The sequence below is a fragment of the Richelia sinica FACHB-800 genome, from assembly GCF_014698825.1.
Taxonomy (GTDB): Bacteria; Cyanobacteriota; Cyanobacteriia; order Cyanobacteriales; family Nostocaceae; genus FACHB-800.
Window position 1 is genome coordinate 24,966 of the sequence record NZ_JACJTT010000029.1, and the last position, 21,450, is coordinate 46,415.

General features: G+C 39.9%; 22 protein-coding genes and 1 tRNA gene. 12 read left to right on the forward strand and 11 right to left on the reverse strand.

What is annotated here, in order from left to right; genetic code table 11:
• Position 1 precedes the first annotated feature (1 nt).
• Positions 2-889: a ribosome biogenesis GTPase YlqF gene (gene ylqF / locus H6G73_RS17630; RefSeq protein ID WP_190606840.1), complete on the forward strand. Its 888-nt coding sequence runs from the start codon at positions 2-4 to the stop codon at positions 887-889.
• 448 nt (positions 890-1,337) lie between these two features.
• Here the strand turns inward: ylqF and H6G73_RS17635 are convergent, their stop codons facing one another.
• The gene (locus tag H6G73_RS17635) at positions 1,338-1,913 is read right to left on the reverse strand and encodes a TIGR04376 family protein (RefSeq protein WP_190606842.1); all 576 of its coding nucleotides are present in this window, start codon (positions 1,911-1,913) and stop codon (positions 1,338-1,340) included.
• A 140-nt stretch (positions 1,914-2,053) separates the two neighbouring features.
• Positions 2,054-2,599, reverse strand: coding sequence for a DUF4126 domain-containing protein (locus tag H6G73_RS17640; protein ID WP_190606844.1), 546 nt, complete (start codon positions 2,597-2,599; stop codon positions 2,054-2,056).
• A 665-nt stretch (positions 2,600-3,264) separates the two neighbouring features.
• On the opposite strand from H6G73_RS17640, the gene pdhA reads away from it, so the two are divergent.
• The 6 genes from pdhA (at position 3,265) to H6G73_RS25160 (ending at position 7,935) form a co-directional block, all read left to right on the forward strand.
• Positions 3,265-4,302 (forward strand): pyruvate dehydrogenase (acetyl-transferring) E1 component subunit alpha, encoded by a 1,038-nt coding sequence (gene pdhA, locus H6G73_RS17645; RefSeq protein ID WP_190606846.1) that lies wholly within the window; start codon positions 3,265-3,267, stop codon positions 4,300-4,302.
• Between the two features lie 96 nt (positions 4,303-4,398).
• On the forward strand, positions 4,399-5,268 hold the full coding sequence (locus tag H6G73_RS17650) for an aldose epimerase family protein (protein ID WP_190606848.1): 870 nt from the start codon (positions 4,399-4,401) through the stop codon (positions 5,266-5,268).
• Positions 5,269-5,328: 60 nt separating this feature from the next.
• Positions 5,329-5,400: transfer RNA gene (locus tag H6G73_RS17655), tRNA-Lys, on the forward strand.
• A 148-nt stretch (positions 5,401-5,548) separates the two neighbouring features.
• On the forward strand, positions 5,549-6,724 hold the full coding sequence (locus H6G73_RS17660) for an MFS transporter (protein WP_190606850.1): 1,176 nt from the start codon (positions 5,549-5,551) through the stop codon (positions 6,722-6,724).
• Positions 6,725-6,743: 19 nt separating this feature from the next.
• Positions 6,744-7,544 carry an alpha/beta fold hydrolase gene (locus tag H6G73_RS17665; RefSeq protein WP_190606852.1) on the forward strand — a complete coding sequence of 267 codons (801 nt, stop codon included), beginning with the start codon at positions 6,744-6,746 and terminating at the stop codon, positions 7,542-7,544.
• A 226-nt stretch (positions 7,545-7,770) separates the two neighbouring features.
• The gene (locus H6G73_RS25160) at positions 7,771-7,935 is read left to right on the forward strand and encodes a transposase family protein (protein ID WP_390840380.1); all 165 of its coding nucleotides are present in this window, start codon (positions 7,771-7,773) and stop codon (positions 7,933-7,935) included.
• Positions 7,936-8,068: 133 nt separating this feature from the next.
• On the opposite strand, the gene H6G73_RS17675 is transcribed toward H6G73_RS25160, so the two are convergent.
• Positions 8,069-8,263 (reverse strand): hypothetical protein, encoded by a 195-nt coding sequence (locus H6G73_RS17675; protein ID WP_190606856.1) that lies wholly within the window; start codon positions 8,261-8,263, stop codon positions 8,069-8,071.
• A gap of 113 nt (positions 8,264-8,376) precedes the next feature.
• On the opposite strand from H6G73_RS17675, the gene H6G73_RS17680 reads away from it, so the two are divergent.
• Positions 8,377-9,915 carry an FAD-dependent oxidoreductase gene (locus H6G73_RS17680; protein WP_190606858.1) on the forward strand — a complete coding sequence of 513 codons (1,539 nt, stop codon included), beginning with the start codon at positions 8,377-8,379 and terminating at the stop codon, positions 9,913-9,915.
• Here H6G73_RS17680 and H6G73_RS17685 read toward each other — a convergent pair.
• Positions 9,906-10,853, reverse strand: coding sequence for a putative 2-dehydropantoate 2-reductase (locus H6G73_RS17685; RefSeq protein WP_190606860.1), 948 nt, complete (start codon positions 10,851-10,853; stop codon positions 9,906-9,908). The two genes, H6G73_RS17680 and H6G73_RS17685, sit on opposite strands and share 10 nt — an antisense overlap.
• A gap of 120 nt (positions 10,854-10,973) precedes the next feature.
• On the opposite strand from H6G73_RS17685, the gene H6G73_RS17690 reads away from it, so the two are divergent.
• Both H6G73_RS17690 and H6G73_RS17695 read left to right on the forward strand, forming a co-directional pair.
• Positions 10,974-11,375, forward strand: coding sequence for a fasciclin domain-containing protein (locus tag H6G73_RS17690; protein WP_190606861.1), 402 nt, complete (start codon positions 10,974-10,976; stop codon positions 11,373-11,375).
• 162 nt (positions 11,376-11,537) lie between these two features.
• Complete coding sequence (locus H6G73_RS17695) at positions 11,538-11,879, forward strand: hypothetical protein (RefSeq protein WP_190606864.1); 342 nt, start codon at positions 11,538-11,540, stop codon at positions 11,877-11,879.
• A gap of 111 nt (positions 11,880-11,990) precedes the next feature.
• On the opposite strand, the gene H6G73_RS17700 is transcribed toward H6G73_RS17695, so the two are convergent.
• The 5 genes from H6G73_RS17700 to H6G73_RS17720 form a co-directional block, all read right to left on the reverse strand.
• Positions 11,991-12,215 (reverse strand): hypothetical protein, encoded by a 225-nt coding sequence (locus H6G73_RS17700; protein ID WP_190606866.1) that lies wholly within the window; start codon positions 12,213-12,215, stop codon positions 11,991-11,993.
• 543 nt (positions 12,216-12,758) lie between these two features.
• Positions 12,759-14,114 (reverse strand): UDP-N-acetylmuramoyl-tripeptide--D-alanyl-D-alanine ligase, encoded by a 1,356-nt coding sequence (locus H6G73_RS17705; protein WP_190606868.1) that lies wholly within the window; start codon positions 14,112-14,114, stop codon positions 12,759-12,761.
• 105 nt (positions 14,115-14,219) lie between these two features.
• A complete protein-coding gene (locus H6G73_RS17710) occupies positions 14,220-15,386 on the reverse strand; it encodes a sugar phosphate nucleotidyltransferase (RefSeq protein ID WP_190606870.1) in 1,167 nt (388 codons plus the stop codon).
• Between the two features lie 290 nt (positions 15,387-15,676).
• A complete protein-coding gene (locus H6G73_RS17715) occupies positions 15,677-16,498 on the reverse strand; it encodes a segregation/condensation protein A (protein WP_190606873.1) in 822 nt (273 codons plus the stop codon).
• A gap of 12 nt (positions 16,499-16,510) precedes the next feature.
• Positions 16,511-17,620, reverse strand: a complete 1,110-nt coding sequence (locus tag H6G73_RS17720) for an AI-2E family transporter (RefSeq protein WP_190606875.1) — start codon at positions 17,618-17,620, stop codon at positions 16,511-16,513.
• Between the two features lie 223 nt (positions 17,621-17,843).
• Between H6G73_RS17720 and pdxH the strand changes: the two genes are divergently transcribed.
• Both pdxH and petJ read left to right on the forward strand, forming a co-directional pair.
• Positions 17,844-18,488, forward strand: coding sequence for a pyridoxamine 5'-phosphate oxidase (gene pdxH, locus H6G73_RS17725; RefSeq protein WP_190606877.1), 645 nt, complete (start codon positions 17,844-17,846; stop codon positions 18,486-18,488).
• Between the two features lie 252 nt (positions 18,489-18,740).
• Entirely contained in the window at positions 18,741-19,073 is a 333-nt protein-coding gene (gene petJ, locus H6G73_RS17730; protein WP_190606879.1) for a cytochrome c6 PetJ, read from the forward strand.
• Positions 19,074-19,165: 92 nt separating this feature from the next.
• Here the strand turns inward: petJ and H6G73_RS17735 are convergent, their stop codons facing one another.
• Positions 19,166-19,831, reverse strand: a complete 666-nt coding sequence (locus H6G73_RS17735; protein WP_190606881.1) for a Crp/Fnr family transcriptional regulator — start codon at positions 19,829-19,831, stop codon at positions 19,166-19,168.
• A 333-nt stretch (positions 19,832-20,164) separates the two neighbouring features.
• Complete coding sequence (locus H6G73_RS17740; RefSeq protein WP_190606883.1) at positions 20,165-21,280, reverse strand: hypothetical protein; 1,116 nt, start codon at positions 21,278-21,280, stop codon at positions 20,165-20,167.
• Positions 21,281-21,450: the final 170 nt, after the last annotated feature.

Below are 21,450 nucleotides of genomic sequence, written 5' to 3' on the forward strand. Positions count from 1 at the left end.
AATGGGAATTACACAGAACTACAAATTAAATTTAATCCAGTGGTACCCAGGTCACATTGCCAAAGCAGAAAAAAATCTGAAGGAACAACTCAAACGGGTAGATGTGATTTTGGAAGTGCGGGATGCACGTATTCCCCTATCTACCCATCATCCCCAAATGAAAGAATGGGTGGGTAATAAAGCTAGGGTACTGGTATTAAACAGAGTTGATATGATTTTGCCTCAAGTGCGATCGCTCTGGACAGAATATTTTCAAGCCCAAGGAGAAGTCCCCTACTTTACCAACGCCCAACAAGGTCAAGGTATCACAGCCATCGCCAAAGCCGCCCAAGCCGCAGGGGTAGAACTCAACCAACGCAGAAAAGAACGAGGAATGTTACCCCGTCCGGTACGCGCTGTAGTGATTGGTTTTCCTAATGTTGGTAAGTCAGCCCTAATTAACCGTCTGTTGGGGCGACGAGTAGTCGAAAGTGCAGCCCGTCCCGGTGTCACTCGTCAACTACGCTGGGTGAGAATTTCTGACCAATTAGAATTACTAGACGCGCCTGGTGTTATCCCTTCCAGACTAGACAATCAAGCTGCGGCAGTCAAATTAGCTATTTGTGATGATATTGGTGAAGCTTCCTATGATAATCAACTGATAGCAGGGGCATTCGTAGATATATTGAATGAATTGCAAGAAATTAACCCCCATGCTTTACCAGGCAACCCCTTACTATCTCGCTATGACCTGGACTCTATTATTCATACCGGGGAAGCATATTTACATCTACTAGCAGAACACCGTTACAAAGGAGATGTAGAAAGGACTGCTAGACAACTGATTACAGATTTTCGCAAAGGTTTATTAGGAACGATACCTTTAGAGTTGCCCCCAGCGCATGTATAGCAGGTGACAGGTGACAGGGGACAGGTGACAGTGCTAAAAGGCTTTTATTGTCTACGTTTTATCTGTTGGGAATGTTCTAACTCCCTTGTCTATAGCTATATAGCAGGAATTTTAGTCTGGATTGAAAAGTTTCGAGCCAAAATATTAGACATCTCCATGTTTTTGTCTTGGGGCAGTCGCCCCTAATTAATAATACCAGCAACACACTAGACCTCTTGCATAAATAATTTTTTGTCTCACGCAAAGGCAAGGCAGCGCGTTGGGCAGGTTTCCCGACTTGTTCGCCGTCTCCGATAGGAGAAGTGAATGCAGTGCAAAGACAAAGAAGAAGCCAAAAAAAGGACTTTTGCAAGAGGTTGAATCTACAAATAGAAATTGTCAGATAAACCAACATTGCGTAATTTATACGCCTTATTTGTCATGGTTCATCTTGAACCTTAAATTGGTTTTACTTACCTAAATTACGCTTCATTTGTTCTAGTTCATCTTCTGTTTCCCAACGGCGAAACTTCTCTTCTAAATCATCACCCTTACTAGAGTAACTATTGACAGGATTTCGCCAAGCATTGGTTTCTAAACGCTGCTGACTTTGGGACTGGGTTCGTGCTGTTTGGGCTGCGGTGGCTTTGGCTTGGACTTCTTGACGACGTTCTTGAATTTTCCGCAATAATTCTTCTGATTGGGTAATGCGTTCCTTTAAGCCCTGCATATGCCCCCATTTTTGACTTCCTTCTCGGAGTAAGGCTGCTTCCCGTTGTTGGGCTGGCACAACCAAATCTTCTCTACCAGCAGCTTGGGCTTTTTGGATGCGGATATGCCAACGTTGAATTTCTTGGGCAGTATCGAGAATTTCTTCTTGCGATCGCTTCTCCTGTAATTTTAAATCTGCAATCAGCTTTATGGTATCCTCTTCCTGTTCCCGTAATTGCTCCAGCAGCATTTCTAACTCTAAATGAGGATTGTTCCGGAGAAATTCTTCTAAGCGATTTTCTAAAAAGCGACTAAAATCATCAAATAAGCCCACTGCCAAAACTCCAAAAGTTGGGTATGTGACAATTTTATTGTAATCATTCGACCAGTCAGAAAATTAAATCTTCGTAGTTTTCAACCATTGTTGAGGCATAGCCACAGAACACCACCTGATTCATGATCAAACAAGTGTATTCAGTTGCGACGATTTTGCCAGTACCACTCGTACCACTGTTTCGCACTGCGGACAGCAAACCACAGCAAGCATAAAGCAATCAGTCCCCCTTGACGAGGGGCATCAACGGCAAAAAATACCAAAGCAATGCAAAGGATATCTTGTAATAATACTGCCCACAGAGGCAACCCCCGGAGGCGATAAAACCAGCCTACCAGGACTAACTGAAGTACCAATGCCAATAAACCACCAATAAAAGCAATTAGCCAGGCTGGTGTTGCCGTTGCTGTAGCCACAGCTAACCCCATAATTGCCCCAGCTAATGGTGATAAAAATAATTCAACTTGCTGTACTATTCTTTGTCCAAGGAGCTTTTTGGACGCAAATAACTCAAATAATGACCAACTTGTCAGTAAACCGATTAAAACATGGGGAGAAATATGTGATAAAATCGGCACCTGTGACCACAGTTGTTGCCCCTGCATAATTCCAATAATCAGCAAGGGTACACCGACTCTCATTCCCGCTGCGGCACTGGCAGAAAGTGTGGCGAGGATTTCAATCATGAAAATATCTCAGGAATGACTAGATGAATAAACAAACTTGGTCAAAGGCATTTTTATGTGAGAATGGCTGCTCACAAAAATGTAAATGCAACGCTGAATCCATAGTCAATTTTAGGTATCTATTCTGATATATACACAGTTTTAAACCATAAGCCACGTATTTGGGTAGGTGTAACACACGTAATTTATTACTAAATGGTTATAAAAGTGCCGATTAAAGAATGTATTACTCCCATGATAGGATACCCACTTTGGTCATCAGTCGCACACAAACAGCCAAAACATCATATTTTCACTTGAATATTTGCTAACTGCCTAAATTGTTAATGGCTATGCAGAACCAAACTTGCTCAGATTGGTAATTTATGAGGACAGATAAATCCAACTCTGAGAAAAAAGGAAATTATAGTCTACCCGTTCCCCCCTTACCTCTTTTAGTGGATAATTAACACTCTTGTGGAAGTCAGGAGAGTTTTAGCGTAGTGAGTTCACTATGTATGGTTAACTCAGACGACCATACAAACAGGAGTGTTTCACCTCTCGTCTATCTTGATAAAATTTGACTGTTAGCTTTTGCCAACGCTAGCTAAAATGGCTGACGTTAACTAAGCCCAACTTAAGATTAAAGACCGTAACTTTAAGTACAACAGGGATACTTCAAAATAATGGTTCAAGAACGCACATTACCCACATTTAATGCGGCCACCGTCAAGATTACCAAAGAAGAAGGGTTGCGGTTATATGAAGATATGACATTAGGGCGTTTTTTTGAAGATAAATGCGCCGAAATGTATTATAGAGGAAAAATGTTTGGCTTCGTTCACCTTTACAACGGTCAGGAAGCTGTTTCCACCGGTATCATTCAAGGGGCAATGCGACCTGGTGAAGACTATGTTTCCAGCACCTACCGTGACCACGTTCATGCTTTGAGTGCAGGTGTGCCAGCTAGAGAGGTAATGGCAGAATTATTTGGTAAAGCCACAGGTTGCAGCAAAGGACGCGGTGGTTCAATGCACATGTTTTCTGCTGAACATCGCTTACTCGGTGGCTATGCCTTTGTGGCTGAAGGTATTCCTGTGGCTTCTGGTGCAGCTTTCCAAAGCAAATATCGCCGAGAAGTATTAGGAGATGAAAGTGCTGACCAAGTAACCGCTTGTTTCTTTGGTGATGGTGCAGCTAACAACGGTCAATTTTTCGAGACCTTAAATATGGCAGCCCTCTGGAAACTGCCGATTATTTTTGTGGTAGAAAACAATAAGTGGGCGATTGGTATGGCCCATGAAAGAGCTACTTCCCAACCAGAAATCTACAAAAAAGCCAGTGTGTTTAACATGGTTGGCGTAGAAGTAGATGGCATGGATGTATTAGCTGTACGGGAAGTAGCACAAGCAGCGGTAGCCCGTGCCCGTGCAGGAGAAGGGCCAACCCTGATAGAAGCCCTAACTTATCGTTTCCGGGGCCACTCCCTCGCAGACCCAGATGAACTGCGTAGCAAGGATGAAAAAGACTTCTGGTTTGCCCGTGACCCAATTAAGAAGTTAGCAGCTTATTTGCTGGAACATGACCTGGCAACAGAAGCTGAACTTAAAGCTATTGAGAAGAAAATTCAAGGAGTCGTTGAAGACGCTGTGAAATTTGCCGAAAGCAGCCCTGAACCCGACTCCAGTGAGTTATATCGCTTCATCTTTGCGGAAGACGAATAAATTCGGTAATTAGGTAATGGGTAATGGGTAACTAGATTAACTTCCAATTGCCAATTACCAATTACCAAACACCAATCATTACTTACTAACTTACTTATGTTTACTATCGCCCTAGCAGCACAACAATACCAGACTTATATCCTCACCGATACGGAAGCTAATTCCCAAATAGAAGTTGTACCAGAAAGGGGCGGTATTATTACCCGTTGGCGTATCCAAGGGCAAGAAATTCTGTATTTAGATACTGAACGCTTCGCTCACCCAGATTTAAGCATTAGAGGGGGAGTGCCAATTTTATTTCCCATCTGCGGTAACTTGCCAGATAATGTTTATACCCACAACTGTAAAGAATATACCCTCAAACAACATGGTTTTGGTCGTGATTTACCTTGGCAAGTAACTGAGCAAGTAACCCAGAATCAAGCTAGTATTACAGTAGTCTTACAAAGTAACGACATAACCAGGGCTGTTTATCCCTTCGAGTTTAAGCTGACTTTTACTTATATCCTCCAAGGCAATTCCCTGGTCATTAACCAGCATTATCAAAATCTGTCGTCTACACCCCTACCATTTTCGGCTGGGTTTCATCCCTATTTTCAATGTGGTGATAAATCTCAGCTAGAGTTTGCCATTCCCTCTGGCCAATATCTAGACCAAAAAACCAAGGAAATTCACGCCTTTAACGGTCAATTTGATTTTAGCCGGGAAGAAATCGATTTTGCCTTTGGGCATTTGCGGAGTCAGTCAGCGGCTGTGACAGATCATGACCGCAAGCTAAAACTGACCCTTGATTATGATGATATCTATGCTATGCTTGTTTTCTGGACGCTCAAGGGCAAGGATTTCTACTGCCTAGAACCTTGGACGGCCGGACGCAACGCCTTAAACTCTGGTGAAAACCTGACAGTTTTAGCACCTGGGGCTAGCAAAACTGCTTCTGTGAAATTAGTGGCAAATTTTTTCTAGAAACCCCTTTACAAATCCCTGGATGTTAGTGCTATAATAGGAAAGTTGCGAAACGCAAAAGGGTCGCTAACTCAACGGTAGAGTACTCGGCTTTTAACCGATTAGTTCCGGGTTCGAATCCCGGGCGACCCATAAAAACCGGATAAGCTGCCAATTAAAGAGGATATCTTGGCTGCTGCTAGGCAAAGGCAAAAGTGAATTAATCAAAGCCAGTTCAATGCACCTTATTTACAGGTGTTTTTTAGTTTTTGCGAAATCTGACTTTATTGAAAGTTTTGTCATGGAAAAAACAGGCGACAGGCGTGTATCTTTGGGGTTGTTAGGTGCGGCTACCTTTATGGTAATTGCCGATGTCCGCGTGATTGACCCTTTATTACATATTATTGCCAAGGAGTTTGGGGTTGGTGTTGGAAGTGCAGCCGTGATTGTTTCTGCTTACACCATTCCCTATGGACTATTTCAATTATTTTATGGGCCATTGGGCGATCGCATCGGCAAATTAAAGGTCATTACTATTGCCCTCACAGCTTTTGCTGTAGGCACTGCTGCCTGTGCATTTGTTTCTGATTTAGTCTTATTAACTATTCTCAGGTTTTTGACGGGGATGTTTGCGGCGGGTATTATCCCCATTACCTTGGCATATATTGGCGATAATTTCCCCTATTCTGAACGTCAAGCTGCCATTGGTAAATATTTGAGTGCAATGGTGCTGGGTCAAATTCTCGGTGGTAGTTTAGGTGGTATTTTTGGTGAATATGTTAGTTGGCGACAAATATTTCTGTTGTTTGGTATTGCTTCTTTAATTATTGCTGGATTTTTTTGGCGTAAAATTCATGGTATCTCCGTTAATCAACCACAGCAAAATACAGGCTGGCTAAAGTTTAAACCCTATTACCAACTTCTTACCCAACCGCAAGCTAGGACGGTCATGATTGGGGTATTTATCGAAGGTTTTTGGCTATTTGGGGCTTTTGCCTATACTGGTGCTTTCTTGCGCGATCGCTTTAGTTTACCCTATGTTGCCATTGGTTTTATGCTCAGTAGCTTTGGTGTGGGTGGTTTGATTTATAGTCGCGCGGTGAAGTGGTTGGTGCGGAGATTTGGTGAGAATGGCTTAATTGCTGTGGGTGGATGTTTGATGTCTGTGGCTTATATAGCGATCGCATTATCCCATCACTGGCAGCTATTTGTCCCCATGAATATCCTCATGGGATTGGGATTTTATATGATGCATAGTACACTGCAAACCCGGGCCACAGAACTAGCACCAGAGTCACGGGGGACTGCGGTATCCCTCTTTGCCTTTAATTTATTTATTGGTCAAGGGATAGGTGCAGCCTTTTTAGGTAGGGTAGTAGATAACTTTAGCTACGTTCCTGGGTTTATGATTACAGGTATAGCGATCGCTTTTTTAGCAATTTGGCTAGTGCAAACAGGTAGAAACATATCATCCTGAGCAAAATCTTCACAACTCTATGCCCCATGTACAAATCAATGATATTGACCTTTTTTACGACATTAAAGGTACAGGGAAACCCTTAGTTTTAATTTCCGGTTTTCTTTGTGACCACACCTATTGGTCAATACTCATGTCACATCTGACCAAAAATTACCAAGTCATTCGTGTGGATAATCGTGGTATGGGTCGTAGTTCCGCTATAGATAAGCCATACAATATCTTACACATGGCTGATGATATTGCTGCCTTACTAAGAAAACTAGGCATCAATCAAGCCCAGATTATTGGTCATTCCATGGGTGGACAAATTGCTCAAGAACTAGCATTAGCATATCCAGAAATAGTAGAAAAATTAATCCTGATTTCCACATGGGCAAAACCTGATTTCCGCTTATGTAGCATTATTTCCACCTGGAGTGAATTAGCTGGAAAAATAGATTTAGCACTTTATCAAAAAACCATTTTACCTTGGATTTATACCGAAGAATTCTATAATATTCCCGATATGATTGATATGCTCATTAATATGGCAGTCAATTATAATTTTCCACCACTACCACAAACTATATGGCATCATAGCCAAGCTATTATAGCCAGTAATACCTTCGACCGCCTCAAATATATAGATTGTCCCACTCAGATTATAGTTGGACAAGAAGATATTCTCACTCCTGTGAAGTTTGCCTATGAATTGAGTCAGAATATCGCCAATGGGGAACTAGTAATTTTAGAAAAATGTGGTCATGGAATAGTAATTGAATCACCAGAAATATTAGCCTCTACTATTAGTAAATTTCTCAATTCGCTGGAGAAGTAGCATATATTTTTAATACAATTCAACAACCTGGAAATGTAATTATCAATATTCAAACTCTGCGCTTGTAAAAGTCTTGCTTGACATTAGACATCTTGCAAAAGTCACCGGAGCGTGGGAAAAGTAGGTGAGAACTGTGTTGACATCTATGAGCTACGAAAAGGTAAAGAAGCTAAGACCGGAAGAATTCAAACGCTTATGTGGTGTGCATCCGGAGACTTTTAGTCAGATGACGGAGGTAGTGCGAGCGCGTTCAAAAACAAAGGTGAAAACAGGGCGGCCTGGGAAACTGAGGATAGAAGACCAGTTATTAATGGCATTGGAATATTGGCGGGAATATCGCACATATTTTCATAGCGTGAAACAAAAAATATGCAAAATGTCAATTGACTAATCACAAAAAATGTAAGCCTATAGTCAATATCTAAATTTAGCAATTTCTATGTAGTGTTGTCGCGTAGCGCAACGCACCGCCAAAAATTGCCAATGCGTAGCCTCCAGCATAGACTACGAAATAATTTATTTTTTCATATAAATTGAATGTTGTGACATTGCTGTTCGAGATTAACTATAGCAATTTCCACAGCTTGTGAGTTAACTTGACTAATGGGTGCTGGTTGCATATCTCGATAATCAAGAATTTGCACAATAATCAAGTAAGCTATAGCCAGCAATATAGAAATTGCCCCTGTAATAATTGCCACTATTTTAGAACGATTCATAACTATTGCCTAGAAAAGAATTGATGGTGTTCTTTATTTTAGAATAAACTGAAATTTGCCATAAATTTAGCATCAGTCTTTCTATAATTTTCCTGACTCACCAAAGCTAACCTATGTCTCTGACCGAAGAAGTGCTTTCCCAACTACCAGGCAATGTTTTAGAGGGTTTACGTCGTGCTGACAGTATACTCGCATCATTGAGGAATGGTAACACACCTGTACCTCAAGTAGTGACAGAAAATCAAAATCATTTAGATGCTGTGGAATGGGATGTCATTATCTGTGGTGGAACCTTGGGTATTTTAATTGGTTGTGCCTTAGCAGTGCAAGGGTTCAAGGTTGCCTTACTAGAAAGAGGAATTTTACGAGGTAGGGAACAGGAGTGGAATATTTCCCGTAAAGAATTAGCTGTATTGAGAGAATTAGATTTACTTACAGACGAAGAATTAGCCACATCCATAGTTACAGAATATAATCCTGCACGAGTCAGCTTTCAAGGTGGTACAGAAGTTTGGGTGGAAGATGTTTTAAATATTGGTGTAGATCCAGGTTATTTGTTAGAAACATTAAAACAAAAATTTCTGAAACTTGGAGGCAATTTATTTGAAAATACACCTTTTATTGATGTAATTGTACATCCTAATGGTGTGAAAATAAATCAGCAATTCACCGCTAGATTATTACTAGATGCCATGGGCCATTTTTCACCCATTACTCAACAAGCCCGTCAAGGTAAAAAACCGGATGCCCTGTGTTTAGTCGTTGGTAGTTGTGCTCAAGGCTTTTCTGAGAATACAACTGGTGATTTATTATTATCTTTTACAAATTTGCAAAATCAATGTCAATATTTTTGGGAAGCATTTCCTGCCAAAGATGGGAGAACAACTTATTTATTTACCTACTTAGATGCAGAACCTCAAAGATTAACTTTAGAAAATTTATTTGATGAATATTTGCGACTTTTACCAGAATATCAAGATATCAAAATCAACCAGTTAAAATTTCAACGAGCATTATTTGGTTTTTTTCCTACCTATCGTCAAAGTCCTTTACAAACACCTTGGAATCGCATTTTACCCATTGGAGATAGTAGCGGTAGTCAGTCACCTTTAAGCTTTGGTGGGTTTGGGGCAATGATACGACATTTACGACGCTTAACCATTGGTATTACAGAGGCTTTGCAAACTCAACAACTATCTGCCCAAGCTTTGGCTTTACTTCAACCTTATCAACCTAGCTTAAGTGTAACCTGGTTGTTTCAAAAAGCTATGAGTGTGAAATTAAATCAAACAATTCCACCCACCCAAATTAATCACTTACTTTCCGTAGTTTTTGCCCAAATGGAAAAACTAGGTACTCCTGTTCTCAAACCTTTTTTACAAGATATCGTCCAGTTTCCTGCTTTAACTCAAACTTTATTAAAAACTGGTCTGTCTCATCCTCTTGTAGTTGCTAATATTCTTCCCCAAGTAGGATTATTTAACCTATTTGATTGGTTATTACATTATAGTAATTTAGGAATTTATGCTGCTTTATTTTCTCTCAGCCCAATTTTAGAACCCTTCATTAAGAGTTTGTCACCAACACAGCAATATTATTGGCATCGATGGCTAGATGCTTGGAAATTTGGTTCTGGAAGTGATTACGAATAACTGATATTTCTATTTTTCCAATCTAAAAATTTCAACTGTTGATATAAACAGGTGATTTGCGGTAAATTGACACCTAAAGATTGTGCTGTTCTGAGAGGATTACCAAAAATCGCCTCTATTTCTAAGGGACGACGTTCATCATAATCAATTTTCATACTGGTGCGATATGGTGTCATTTTATTTGTGTAATCCAACATGGTAGGGATAAAGTTGTCGGGAATATTCCGTCCTGTACTTTTTGCCCCTGCAACCACTTCATACATTAAATTTTCCACAAGTTTATATGTATATTCATCTGCCATTAATTCATCGGTTCTGGCATTAAGAATGACAGATAAGCCATTGTAGGGAATATTCCAAACTAGCTTTTTCCAGCGTGCTAGCAATAAATCTGTTGTCAGTTCTATTTCAATACCCGCATTTTCAAAATCTAGGGCAATTTGCCGTATTTTGTCACCAATACCTGTAATCTGATAGTTAGAACTATACTCACCTAAAATAATTCTTCCATAATCAACATGGTGAATATGTCCAGGTGCAATTTTGTTGGCACAAAGAAAGCATAATCCACCGATAACCTGAACATGACTAACAATTTTTGCGACTTCCGCTTCTATACCCAGTCCATTCTGCAATACTAAAACTACTCCATTATCTTTGACTACGGATGGTAGCAACTGGGGTAAGAGATGGTTTTGGGTTGTTTTCAAGCTTAATACCACTACATCACAGCGTGGCATTTCTTCAACATTTTGATAAGCGTTAACTTGAGGTAGGGTAAAGTCACCGTCTTTAGATTCAACAATTAAACCATTGTGACTAACTTGCTGGTAATCACTACGGAGTAAAAAGTGAACTGTATAACCCGCTTTTTGGAGTTTAGCACCGTAAAACCCTCCTAAAGCACCAGTTCCCAGTATTGCGTATGTGCAACCCATGTCATCTATAGATAAATCTTAGGAAAATCATAAGGGGATATTTTAGCAATATTTTCATTAATAAAAGTTAAACATGATTTACTATGCTTTAGAATCTCTGGCAGCGATGAGGTAAATTCAATGGCTGATATTGTGGATATTGCGGTTAGTAATGATAGTTTTAAAACTTTGGTGACTGCGGTGCAAGCTGCGGGTTTGGTGGACACCCTCAAAAGTCCTGGGCCTTTTACAGTGTTTGCACCCACTGATGATGCTTTTGCAAAACTACCACCGGGAACTATTACCACTCTTGTACAGAATATTCCCCAGTTAACCAGAATTTTAAAGTATCATGTCGTCCCTGGCAAACTGACCAAAGCTGATTTAGCGAAACTTGGTACTGTGACTTCTGTGGAAGGTTCTCCGATCAAAATTAATTGCGACGATGGTTTTGAAGTGAAAAATGCCACTGTCTTAGCTGCTGATATTGAAGCTGATAATGGTGTAATTCATGTGATTGATACTGTAATTTTGATGGGTTAATCTACTCCAGGTGGGTTATACCCACCATAATTATGTCTAGAAAATTCTTTAAATAATGTAAAGGTATGAATGTGAGTAATCACTTTTAAGCTAATGTTTTTCTAGTTAACTAAATAAATATTAACTTGAATATAATAAGAATAAGACTATCACCATAAATTGATGCTCGATTTCTACACCTTAGCTGAGATATCCCGTAACAACTGCACTGCTATTTGTGCTTTTCTTGTCCCTGCAAATTTATTAGCAACATTATTCACTATTATTCTGTTAATTTTCCATCGTCCTCCTGTGCAATTATGGTTATCTACAGGGATTGCTAGTATATTTGCCTGTGTGATGATTTTGCATGTTTATACATGGTTTATGGTTGGTGTGGTAATGTTACCAACCTATATCTTGCTCTCCTTAGCTGTAACCTGTTTATTAATTAATGTAATGGTTTTAGTTTGGCGGAGTAATTCCCTACAATTATTTTCTCTTTGGAGTAGAAATAACGGTTAATTTGTTATAGAGACAATGATGAGGATGGGCTAAATACCCATCCCTATCTAACATCTAGTCAGTTATTTTGAGTAGATGATTGACCAAAAATATCTCTACTTGGATAATTGATTAATACCAGTATTTACCCTTTTTTCCCCAATCATAGCTATAGTCTTTGTGAGAATAATGGTGAGAGTGAGAGCGCTCATAATGGCTACGATCCCAGCAAGAATGGTGTCCACCACCAACGATGGTTTGTAAATCTTGATTTGCTAGGTCATTGACAAAGCTGGTAGTGTCGTTAAATAAATCATAACCAGCAGGTAGTAACTGAGCTATTTGAATATTAGCCATGAGTATTCCTCCTTTATAAACAGAGAGGAGAGATTTATTTCACCTCGTCTTATTTTTGATTGTTTCAAAATCAAGAGAAGATAACAACCTGAAGGGGTGACTCAATGGGACAAAAAGTTGATATTTGTGTCTGAAAGAAATTTGATATTCATTAAAAATTACCAAAAAAATATGTAATTTTTCCCAATATTATTTATATTAATTGATATACGAAAAGTGCTTTTTCTATGAATTAAATGTCATTAATACAGACTAAATAACAGAAATTTTGTCTAATCTATTGCTCTAATACTGATTTTATCTGTGTTTGTCTACGTTTAATCATGATTGAATTTGATTGGATGCAGCTTAATATTTTCTGGTATAGATAGTAGCTAATGGCTAATACAGTTTCACCTTCATGATGATACAAACAAAAACTTGGGTAAGGGTTGAGAATTACTCAACCCTTACAAGAAGGAATATAGATGTATCACGATATTGATGAAAGGCTATAACAATGGAAACCTTAGCCATTAGCATTAATTATATATCTGAAAATAGTTAAGCAGAGAATTCTGTCCGCAATTGATTAACGACCCGATCTAAGCCGACAGAATGGGCTGCTTTAAATAATAAGCGATCGCCTGCTTGAACAAATGTCTTTAACCTCTCGACCAAATCAGCGTGGGTAGCAAAGCATTCCGAAGGAATACCATTAGCACTTCTAGCGATCGCTTCCGCATCTTGTCCGTCTACTAATACCAATAAACCATCTAAATTGAGATTTTTCACCATTTCCCCAACTCGTTGGTGTAATTGTTGGGATCTTTCTCCTAATTCTTTCATTGCTCCCAAAACAGCAATTTTGCGCTTTCCTGGTGTGTCTGCTAATAATTGCAAAGCCGCTAACATGGCTTCTGGGGCAGCATTATAGGTTTCATCTAAAATCAAGACATCGTTAGGTAAAGTGAAGCGTTGACATCTACCTGTGGGCATATTTAGCATCACCCCTGCTTGCAGAGATGACCAATCAATTTCTAATACCTTGGCTACTGCTAAAGCGGCTAAAAAGTTAGTAGCATTATGACGGCCTGGTAATGGTAAAGGTAGGTGCATTCCTGCCACTTCTACATTGTCATTATCGATTAAATGCCCGTGAATATCGCCACCAGAAAAACCATAGGTGATTACTTTCCCTGACCAAACTCGCGCTGCTGTGGCCATTAATAAAGGGTTGTCATGGTTGAGGATAGCAATACTATCACTAGGCATTTCTGCCAATAACTCGCACTTGGCTTCTGCTATGGCTTGTTCAGAACCGAGTAACTCAATGTGGGCTGTTCCTACATTAGTAATTACGCCTATTGTGGGTCTAGCAATTTCTGTCAGTTCAGCAATTTGTCCCCTTCCCCGCATAGCCATTTCAATCACTGCATAGTCGTGATTGGTATTGAGTTCCAGGAGAGTTTTGGGTACACCAATTTCATTGTTGAAATTGCCATAGGTTTTGTGAACTTGTCCCTTGGTTCCTAAAACTGCGGCAATCAGTTCTTTGGTTGTGGTTTTGCCTACGGAACCTGTCACCCCAATCACAGGAATTGTTAAGCGATCGCGCCACCAGCGAGCAATTTGTTGATAGGCTTTGAGAGTATGAGGAACTTGTAACACAGGAAAGCCAGGATTTTCATAGTCAAAATCGACAATAGCAGCGATCGCTCCCTTGGCAATAGCCGTTTCCACAAAATCGTGGCCATCAAACTTTTCACCCCGCAAAGCCAAAAATACCTCACCCGGTTGCAACATCCGAGTATCGGTTTGTATCCCTGTCCCGACTTGAACTAAAGCAGATGCAGATAAATTGACAGGTTGGGCCCCAAGCACATCAACCAGTTGGGAAAGAGTGGTAGAAACTGACATACTGATACAAGCTCTGGTTTTGTAACGCACTATAGCAGAAGTCAGGAGTCAGTAGGGGTGGAGTCAATCCAAAATAGGTGACTCCACAACCACTGAGACTAGCCATTAATTGACATTGGTTCCCAACAATTCCGCGATCGCTTGGTGTTCTACAGGAGGCTGAGAAGGTAGAGTTTGCCTTGCATCTGTAATTAACCAATCTAAGGCCGCAGCTTGTACATCGATAGTGGCCCCTGTCTTATCCACACAGTAACGTCCAAACACCAACTTATCTACTAGACGAATACCAGGGCCTAAGCGTGACCATTCAAAAATCACGCTATTATCAACTGTTGCACCACTGCAAATCCAGCAGTTAGGGCCAATCATGGCTGGCCCGACAATTTTCGCACCATCTTCAATTCTGGTCATACCCCCAATGTAAACTGGGCCTGTAATATCCACCTTGTCCCAATTCACTGCCACATTCAAGCCAGTGTAGATACCAGGTGCTACCTCATGGCCAGGAATTTGCACATTTTTAATTTCTCCTAGCAACACACCACGAATGGCCCGCCAATAATCTGGTACTTTACCAATATCTACCCATTCAAAATCCATGGGAATGGCATAAAAAGGAGCATGATTAGCTACTAATTTGGGGAACAACTGACTCCCAATGTCATACTCAATGCCCGATGGAATGTAATCTAATACCTCAGGCTCAAAAATATAAATACCAGTGTTGATATTGGTACTCAAAGCCTCGTCAGTGGAAGGTTTTTCTTGGAAAGCTTTGACGCGATTATTTTCATCTGTCACCACCACCCCATAACTAGACACTTCTTCCAAGGGTACAGATTTAGTAATAATCGTAGCGATTGACCCCTTTGACCTGTGCCACTTGACTGCCTCAGTTAAATCTAAGTCAATCAAAGCATCTCCACACAAAACCACAAAGGTGTCATCAAAAAAGGGTGAGAAATCTTGAATGCGACGCATTCCCCCAGCAGAACCAATCGCTTCCCCTACCAGTTTTCCGTCAACAATACTCCCTTCAAAAGAATAGGCAATTTGCACACCAAACCGTTGACCATCCCGGAAATAACTTTCTATTTCCTCCGCTAAATGGCTCACATTGACCATAATTTGGTCAAATCCATGCTTGCGTAACAACTCCAGCAAAAATTCCATCACTGGCTTTTGCAGGATAGGAATCATTGGTTTGGGAATTGTAAAAGTAATCGGACGTACACGAGTACCCTTACCTGCTGCGAGAATCATCGCTTTCATAAATTTTTATTCCTCAACCACCAGCCAGTTTACTTTTATTGAGTGATATTTAAGCATCTGTTTTTATTTTGATCTAACCCAAGAATTTGTAGAAAATCACTCCAATCTACTCTATATACAAGCATAGATATAAATTTCCATGCTGCTGATAGCGATCGCCCAATCATAGACAATCCCTACTCCTTGATCAATTTTCTCGGATTTTGGGTTGGGTGGATGCAAAAGTTAGGTAAATTATCTCTAAGGTCAGAGGGCCGTTCTTTCAAGGCTTTGTTCCCATATACCTGTGTTCAGTTCCGTCCAGAACTACTAATTGCCGTATTTGGCTGCAACAACCGAATTTTAATCTCTTGATAAAACTCCTCTTGAAATAGCTCCACCTTAGATTGTGCGGAAAGTAGTAGTAAAGCCCAAAAAACACCCACTTTATCGCTATGTTCTGAATGAGAGTGAGAGTCATTCAGTGCTGGAGGTTTGCTATTTGTCCACATCTGCACCAATTCTTCTAAACTCCAATAATTTTCTTCCCCATGCAAATTTTGGGCAGACAGCAGCAATACCTGTTCCAATTCCAAAGCGACTTCTGTTAAATTTTCCTGGTGGGCCAACTCTAAGGCCTCACGCATAGTTTGTAAACTAGGCTGGCGCTTAATTCGCTTAGGCTTATTGGCTTTTTCCACCAACTTTAACTGCTTCGCCATAATCTGCAATTGTTCAATTAACTCTGGCAGAGTGACACGGCGTTTTGGTGGTGGCATAGCCGCTAAACGACGACGCAAATGCTTCTCCAATTGGAGACGCTGGACAGGATAGAATAATCCACCTTCACCATCTAAAAGTGGTTCATCCAATTCATCACCTTCAATTACCTCCGCTGCTGATAACTGCATTAAGGTATTGGCTTTAAACAAAACCAACATAGATGCTGATAAAAAAGCTTGTCCAGAACGGGACAAGTCGTTTTCATAACCCTTGGGATTGGCCTTGGGTTCCATTAATTCTAAGTAACGGTCAATTACCTCAATGACCTGCACATCCCAAGGGTCAATATCTCCTCGTTCAGCTTGGTCAATTAAGCGTGTAATCGTTTCTAACAGTTCAGCAGCATCCATATTGCCTATATCCTATTCGCCAGTTTCCTGATCCCACCCCTGATTTCCCCTTGGTTCGTAAATATGGAAATTTTGACTAAATTCTCTATGGTTAATATTTTTCATGGCATCAAAGGTGCCTTTGATAGTACCAGCAATAGGTACGGCCACCAGAGTACCTAGTAAACCAGCAATTTCAAATCCCATCAAAATGGACACAAAAATCCAAATGGGATTGAGACCAATAAAATCACCTAGTAATTTGGGAGCCAAGAGATTATCTTTAATTTGCTGCATGATAATAGCCGCAGCCGCTACTGGCAATGCTAACCACCAATTTTGTAGAAATACCAAAGATACCACTAACCCAATGCCTAAAGTTGCCCCAATAAAAGGTATGAGTTCAGAAATACCAATGACGATCGCAAATAGTAAGGCAAAGGGTACTCCTAAAAATAGGAAAATTGGTGTGAGAGTAACGACCATAAACAGCCCCAGCAACAGTTGACTGAGGAAAAAATTCTGGAAATTGAGTTGTAAGGACTTAGTTAAAGGGCCCCGAATCGGTGTAGGTAAAAGATTGACCAAACCCAGCCACACGCGATCGCCATACACCAACATATAAAATGCTAGTACCACCACCAACACCATATTCAGGAGTCCTGACAGCAAAATTCCTGCCACTCCCACCGCCCCAGAAGCGATTTGTTGCAGTAAATTTTGAATACTAGCGTTGATTTGATTACTAAGAATCCGCAAATCTATAGGTAAGCGTCTCTGCTTCGCCAAATTTTCCCAATGCTCCAGATTAGCTTGGCTAGCAGCTAACCAATCAGGAATTTTATTTAACAGCTGAATGCTTTGATCAATCACCATTGGCACCAAGGTGACACCAAGCACACTCACCACAGTTAAAGTAATCAATAAAACTAGAATCACTGACTGAGTACGTGTAATCCGAGCGCGTTCAAAAAACTTGACCGGATAATTCAGCAAAAAAGCTAAAATCGCCGCAATACTCAAAATAGTAATTGGGTGCTGAAAATAACGAAACAGCAAAGACAGCAGCCACACATTAAGAGCGATAATCGGGCCACTCAGACCATAAATTAACAAAGTTTGGATAGAGGCTGAACGGCGCATCTGATTCAATACTATGGACAGAAGGCATGACTACAACCAGATTAAACCTGTTTCCATTATGGAAAATCGAGGCTTTTTTCCTCCTCATAATTTAATCTAAAATCTCAAATTCAGTAACAGGTAATGAACGCCACTAGCAGGATGCTCTTTTCATCATAGATATTTTTCCCCAAGACTTGTATAAGCTTATCTGATGGGAATTAAATCAAGGTAAAACCTACCAATGGATAAAAATATCGCTGACCTTCGCAAAGACTACACGCTGCAAGACTTAAACGAAAACGACGTTAATCCTGACCCTGTAATTCAATTTCAGGCTTGGTTTACTCAGGCTGTAAGCGCCCAGTTGCCAGAACCTAACGCCATGACTATTGCTAGTTGTACCCCCGATGGTAAGCCCTCTGCGCGTATGGTATTGCTCAAGGATGCAGATGAAGGTGGCTTTACTTTCTTTACTAATTACAACAGTCGTAAAGGACAAGAACTCATTGCCCATCCCTATGCAGCATTAGTATTTTGGTGGGCAGAATTAGAACGTCAAGTCAGAATTACAGGAACAGTAGAAAAGGTATCCTCGGAAGAATCTGATCGCTATTTTGCCATGCGTCCGCCTAATAACCGTTTAGGTGCATGGGCTTCTAATCAAAGTGAAGTCATTGCCAGTCGAGAAGTATTAGAACAACAATTAGTGGAATTCCAATCAAAATTTGCCAATCAAGAAGTCCATCGTCCACCCCATTGGGGTGGTTTTCGTGTCATTCCCCAGGAAATCGAATTTTGGCAAGGTAGACCTAGCCGTTTACATGATCGCTTACTCTATACTCGCCTAGATAACGGCTCTTGGAAAATCGAGAGACTTTCACCTTGAAAATCTGCATTTTACCTTAATTTTCTAAGCAGTGAATTCAGTGTTAGCCATCCATACACACCACTGTTACAGCTTTCATTTATATAAGTTTACATTGTCCCCAAAACCCCACACAGACTAATATTTCCATCCCTGATCTACAACCATTTTCGAGAAGTTTGACAGCTTGTCTTTTGACGGCAGTAAATGATCTTCATGACAATTGGGGTGGATATTGCACCGAATGATCCTTTGTTGCACAGAGAACACAAGATGAAAAAGATTATTTCCATTTTACTGTTAGGCATAACTATCTTCACCTTTGCCTTCAGTAGTCCAGCCTTAGCAGCAGATGCTGCAAAGGGAGCGCAAATATTTAGCGCTAATTGCGCTGCTTGTCATGCAGGTGGCAAGAACTTAGTTAACGCTGCAAAGAACCTGAAAAAAGAGACCTTGGAAAAGTATGGCATGTATTCAGCAGAAGCCATTATTGCCCAAGTAACTAATGGTAAAAATGCCATGCCCGCCTTTAAAGGTCGCTTAAAACCCGACCAAATTGAAGATGTAGCTGCCTACGTTCTCGACAAAGCTGATAAAGGCTGGTAGTCAATTTACATCTATCATAGTTTGATGTGATTTATATAGGGATTTAGCAATGCTAAATCCCTATTTTTTATTGATATTTTTCTAGATTTTAATCACAAAATTAGCAATTTAATTTTTGTCCCGGTGATTTCAATCTTGCCTTCTTGACTTAATTTATAAAAAGCACGGGATAAAGTTTCGGGAACAGTGCCTAAAAGTGCAGCTAGCTGTCCTTTTGGTAAATCTAATTCGACAATATCAGCATTACCATAACGCTGACTCAACTTTAATAAATAATTTACCAGTCTTTCTGGTACTTCTTGAAAAGAAAGGGTATCAACTAGGTGAGTTAATTGTCGTAAATGGCGGGCAAAGGTTCCTAGCATAGCGATTCCTAATGTAGGATGTTGCTGCAAAACCATGAAAAATGCTGTTCTGGGTATGAATATGACTTCTGCATTTTCCATTGCTGCTGCTGATGCAGGAAAGTTTCCCCCATCAAAAGCGGGTACTTCTGCAAAATATTCATCGGTACCGAATATATGGAGGATTTGTTCTTTCCCAGTATTTGCGACTTTAAAAACCTTAATTCTCCCAGATTTGACTATGAAAAAACCTGTAGCTGCTTCTCCTTCCCAAAATAAATTTTCACCTTTTTTATAGGTTTGAGGAATAGCGATATTTGCAACTGCTTGCAATTGTTCGTCTAGGATATTTTGAAATATTGGTGTTTTCTGGAGAAAATGTTTAACTTCTAAAACCCGTTCAGTAACAGTCATAATTCTGATGATATAAAAGATTAAGGGGTATACTTACAAGAGCTATGGCAATAATTTTATTTTAATGATTTTTACTAAATCAGTCATAGATAAGATGTTAATGTATATGACGAAATATAAGTAATTTTTTAGGTATGTTATTCCCTAGTCTAACATACAGCAGAAAGCAGGAGACAAAACATGGTTGCTGTTTGAGTTTTGGGTTTCAGTTTTTGCCTCATTGATTTGCAATCTGCTGTATTTAGAATTATTGTTAAATTATTGATGCTGTGTTGCGTTACTCGACAACAAACCCTCTAAAATTTGGTGAAGATTAACTAACAAATTCACTGCTTATCTATTACTTAGCCAAAGGATAATCAGGATGATAATTCCAGTGACAAAAGCCCCACCTAAAACAGCTAATAAAATCTTCATGGTACTGTAGGGTCTTTCACCTTGTACCTCTCCAGTCTGAGCGTTAATCAGCACTTGAAATTGGCGTTGTTTGTAACGATAAGAAGCTAGCCAAACTGGTAATAAAATATGTTTAAAAGAGATTTTTTGATAATCAGTGGAAATATTATAAACCTCTTGTTCATCACCACCGATATCTCGCTTCACAGAGTAATTAATTTCATTGTCAATGGTCTTTTTTGCCTCTGTCAACCCTTCTTCGAGAGTAACTTGCGATCGCTGTGCTTCAAAACCTGCTAAATAGGATGGTTCGTAAGCTCGCAATGATTCCTTTAAATTCCAAGGTTCCAAAGCTTTGAGATTACCAACATCAACTAATTTGGTAGCTGGTACTAGCACATCATCAAAACTGCGATTCACCATACCAGATACTGAAGTCCAGCGGGTATGTTTAACTTGTCGAGTTTTTGTCACCTCCTCCCCATTGTCATTTTTTTCTGTATAATTTTCCGTCACATAATAATAATCTCCCCTTTGTCCAGAATAAGAACTGAGAGTTTGAGTATCGTAAGTCCAAAAAGGCAAATATACCCCTTGAATCTTTTCTGGTTGTGCTAACTGCTTCAAATCATTAGGAGCAAACCAAAGATCCTTCATCCATTTTTGCAAATTCTTCCTAGCATCTTGACGACCAAGAGAAAAAGGGACAATTCCTTCTGGTGCTATGGTTGGGTCAGCAAGTTTTGGTTGTGCGACAATTTTAGCAGCACAAAAAGGGCATGAACCAGCTACTTTTGGTGGTTCAAAAGTAATATTTGCACCGCAATCAGCACAATTGACTTCTACAGCGGTTGCAGATAATTTTTCTAAGCGAACTTTACTATTATTAATATGTGCTTCATAAGACCTTTCTTGTGGTTGTTCTTTAGTTTGGCTAATTACTTCTTCATGACCACAGTAATCACATTTGAGCACCCCTTGAATAGGATTAAAAGCCAAATCTGCACCACAGTTAGAGCATGTGTATTTATTGATAGAAGCAGGATTATTCATAATTAGGATTCAAACAGCAGGAAGTAGCGAAGAGTGAAGGACGATAAATCAAGTAATTAGCTGATGCTGATTGTATGTGAAGCTGCAAAGAAACCTAAAATCATTGATACTATCTTGATTTGCGGTCAATTATTTTTGGTATTTTATTCTATGCAGCTTCATCTAAATTT

Bases quoted from the DNA above. Each gene is read 5' to 3' on its own strand.
- ylqF (WP_190606840.1), top strand. From the start codon at position 2: ATGGGAATTACACAGAACTACAAATTAAATTTAATCCAGTGGTACCCA.
- H6G73_RS17640 (WP_190606844.1), bottom strand. From the start codon at position 2,599: ATGATTGAAATCCTCGCCACACTTTCTGCCAGTGCCGCAGCGGGAATG.
- pdhA (WP_190606846.1), top strand. From the start codon at position 3,265: ATGGTTCAAGAACGCACATTACCCACATTTAATGCGGCCACCGTCAAG.
- H6G73_RS17650 (WP_190606848.1), top strand. From the start codon at position 4,399: ATGTTTACTATCGCCCTAGCAGCACAACAATACCAGACTTATATCCTC.
- H6G73_RS17660 (WP_190606850.1), top strand. From the start codon at position 5,549: ATGGAAAAAACAGGCGACAGGCGTGTATCTTTGGGGTTGTTAGGTGCG.
- H6G73_RS17665 (WP_190606852.1), top strand. From the start codon at position 6,744: ATGCCCCATGTACAAATCAATGATATTGACCTTTTTTACGACATTAAA.
- H6G73_RS25160 (WP_390840380.1), top strand. From the start codon at position 7,771: ATGACGGAGGTAGTGCGAGCGCGTTCAAAAACAAAGGTGAAAACAGGG.
- H6G73_RS17675 (WP_190606856.1), bottom strand. From the start codon at position 8,263: ATGAATCGTTCTAAAATAGTGGCAATTATTACAGGGGCAATTTCTATA.
- H6G73_RS17680 (WP_190606858.1), top strand. From the start codon at position 8,377: ATGTCTCTGACCGAAGAAGTGCTTTCCCAACTACCAGGCAATGTTTTA.
- H6G73_RS17685 (WP_190606860.1), bottom strand. From the start codon at position 10,853: ATGGGTTGCACATACGCAATACTGGGAACTGGTGCTTTAGGAGGGTTT.
- H6G73_RS17690 (WP_190606861.1), top strand. From the start codon at position 10,974: ATGGCTGATATTGTGGATATTGCGGTTAGTAATGATAGTTTTAAAACT.
- H6G73_RS17695 (WP_190606864.1), top strand. From the start codon at position 11,538: ATGCTCGATTTCTACACCTTAGCTGAGATATCCCGTAACAACTGCACT.
- H6G73_RS17700 (WP_190606866.1), bottom strand. From the start codon at position 12,215: ATGGCTAATATTCAAATAGCTCAGTTACTACCTGCTGGTTATGATTTA.
- H6G73_RS17705 (WP_190606868.1), bottom strand. From the start codon at position 14,114: ATGTCAGTTTCTACCACTCTTTCCCAACTGGTTGATGTGCTTGGGGCC.
- H6G73_RS17710 (WP_190606870.1), bottom strand. From the start codon at position 15,386: ATGAAAGCGATGATTCTCGCAGCAGGTAAGGGTACTCGTGTACGTCCG.
- H6G73_RS17715 (WP_190606873.1), bottom strand. From the start codon at position 16,498: ATGGATGCTGCTGAACTGTTAGAAACGATTACACGCTTAATTGACCAA.
- H6G73_RS17720 (WP_190606875.1), bottom strand. From the start codon at position 17,620: ATGCGCCGTTCAGCCTCTATCCAAACTTTGTTAATTTATGGTCTGAGT.
- pdxH (WP_190606877.1), top strand. From the start codon at position 17,844: ATGGATAAAAATATCGCTGACCTTCGCAAAGACTACACGCTGCAAGAC.
- petJ (WP_190606879.1), top strand. From the start codon at position 18,741: ATGAAAAAGATTATTTCCATTTTACTGTTAGGCATAACTATCTTCACC.
- H6G73_RS17735 (WP_190606881.1), bottom strand. From the start codon at position 19,831: ATGACTGTTACTGAACGGGTTTTAGAAGTTAAACATTTTCTCCAGAAA.
- H6G73_RS17740 (WP_190606883.1), bottom strand. From the start codon at position 21,280: ATGAATAATCCTGCTTCTATCAATAAATACACATGCTCTAACTGTGGT.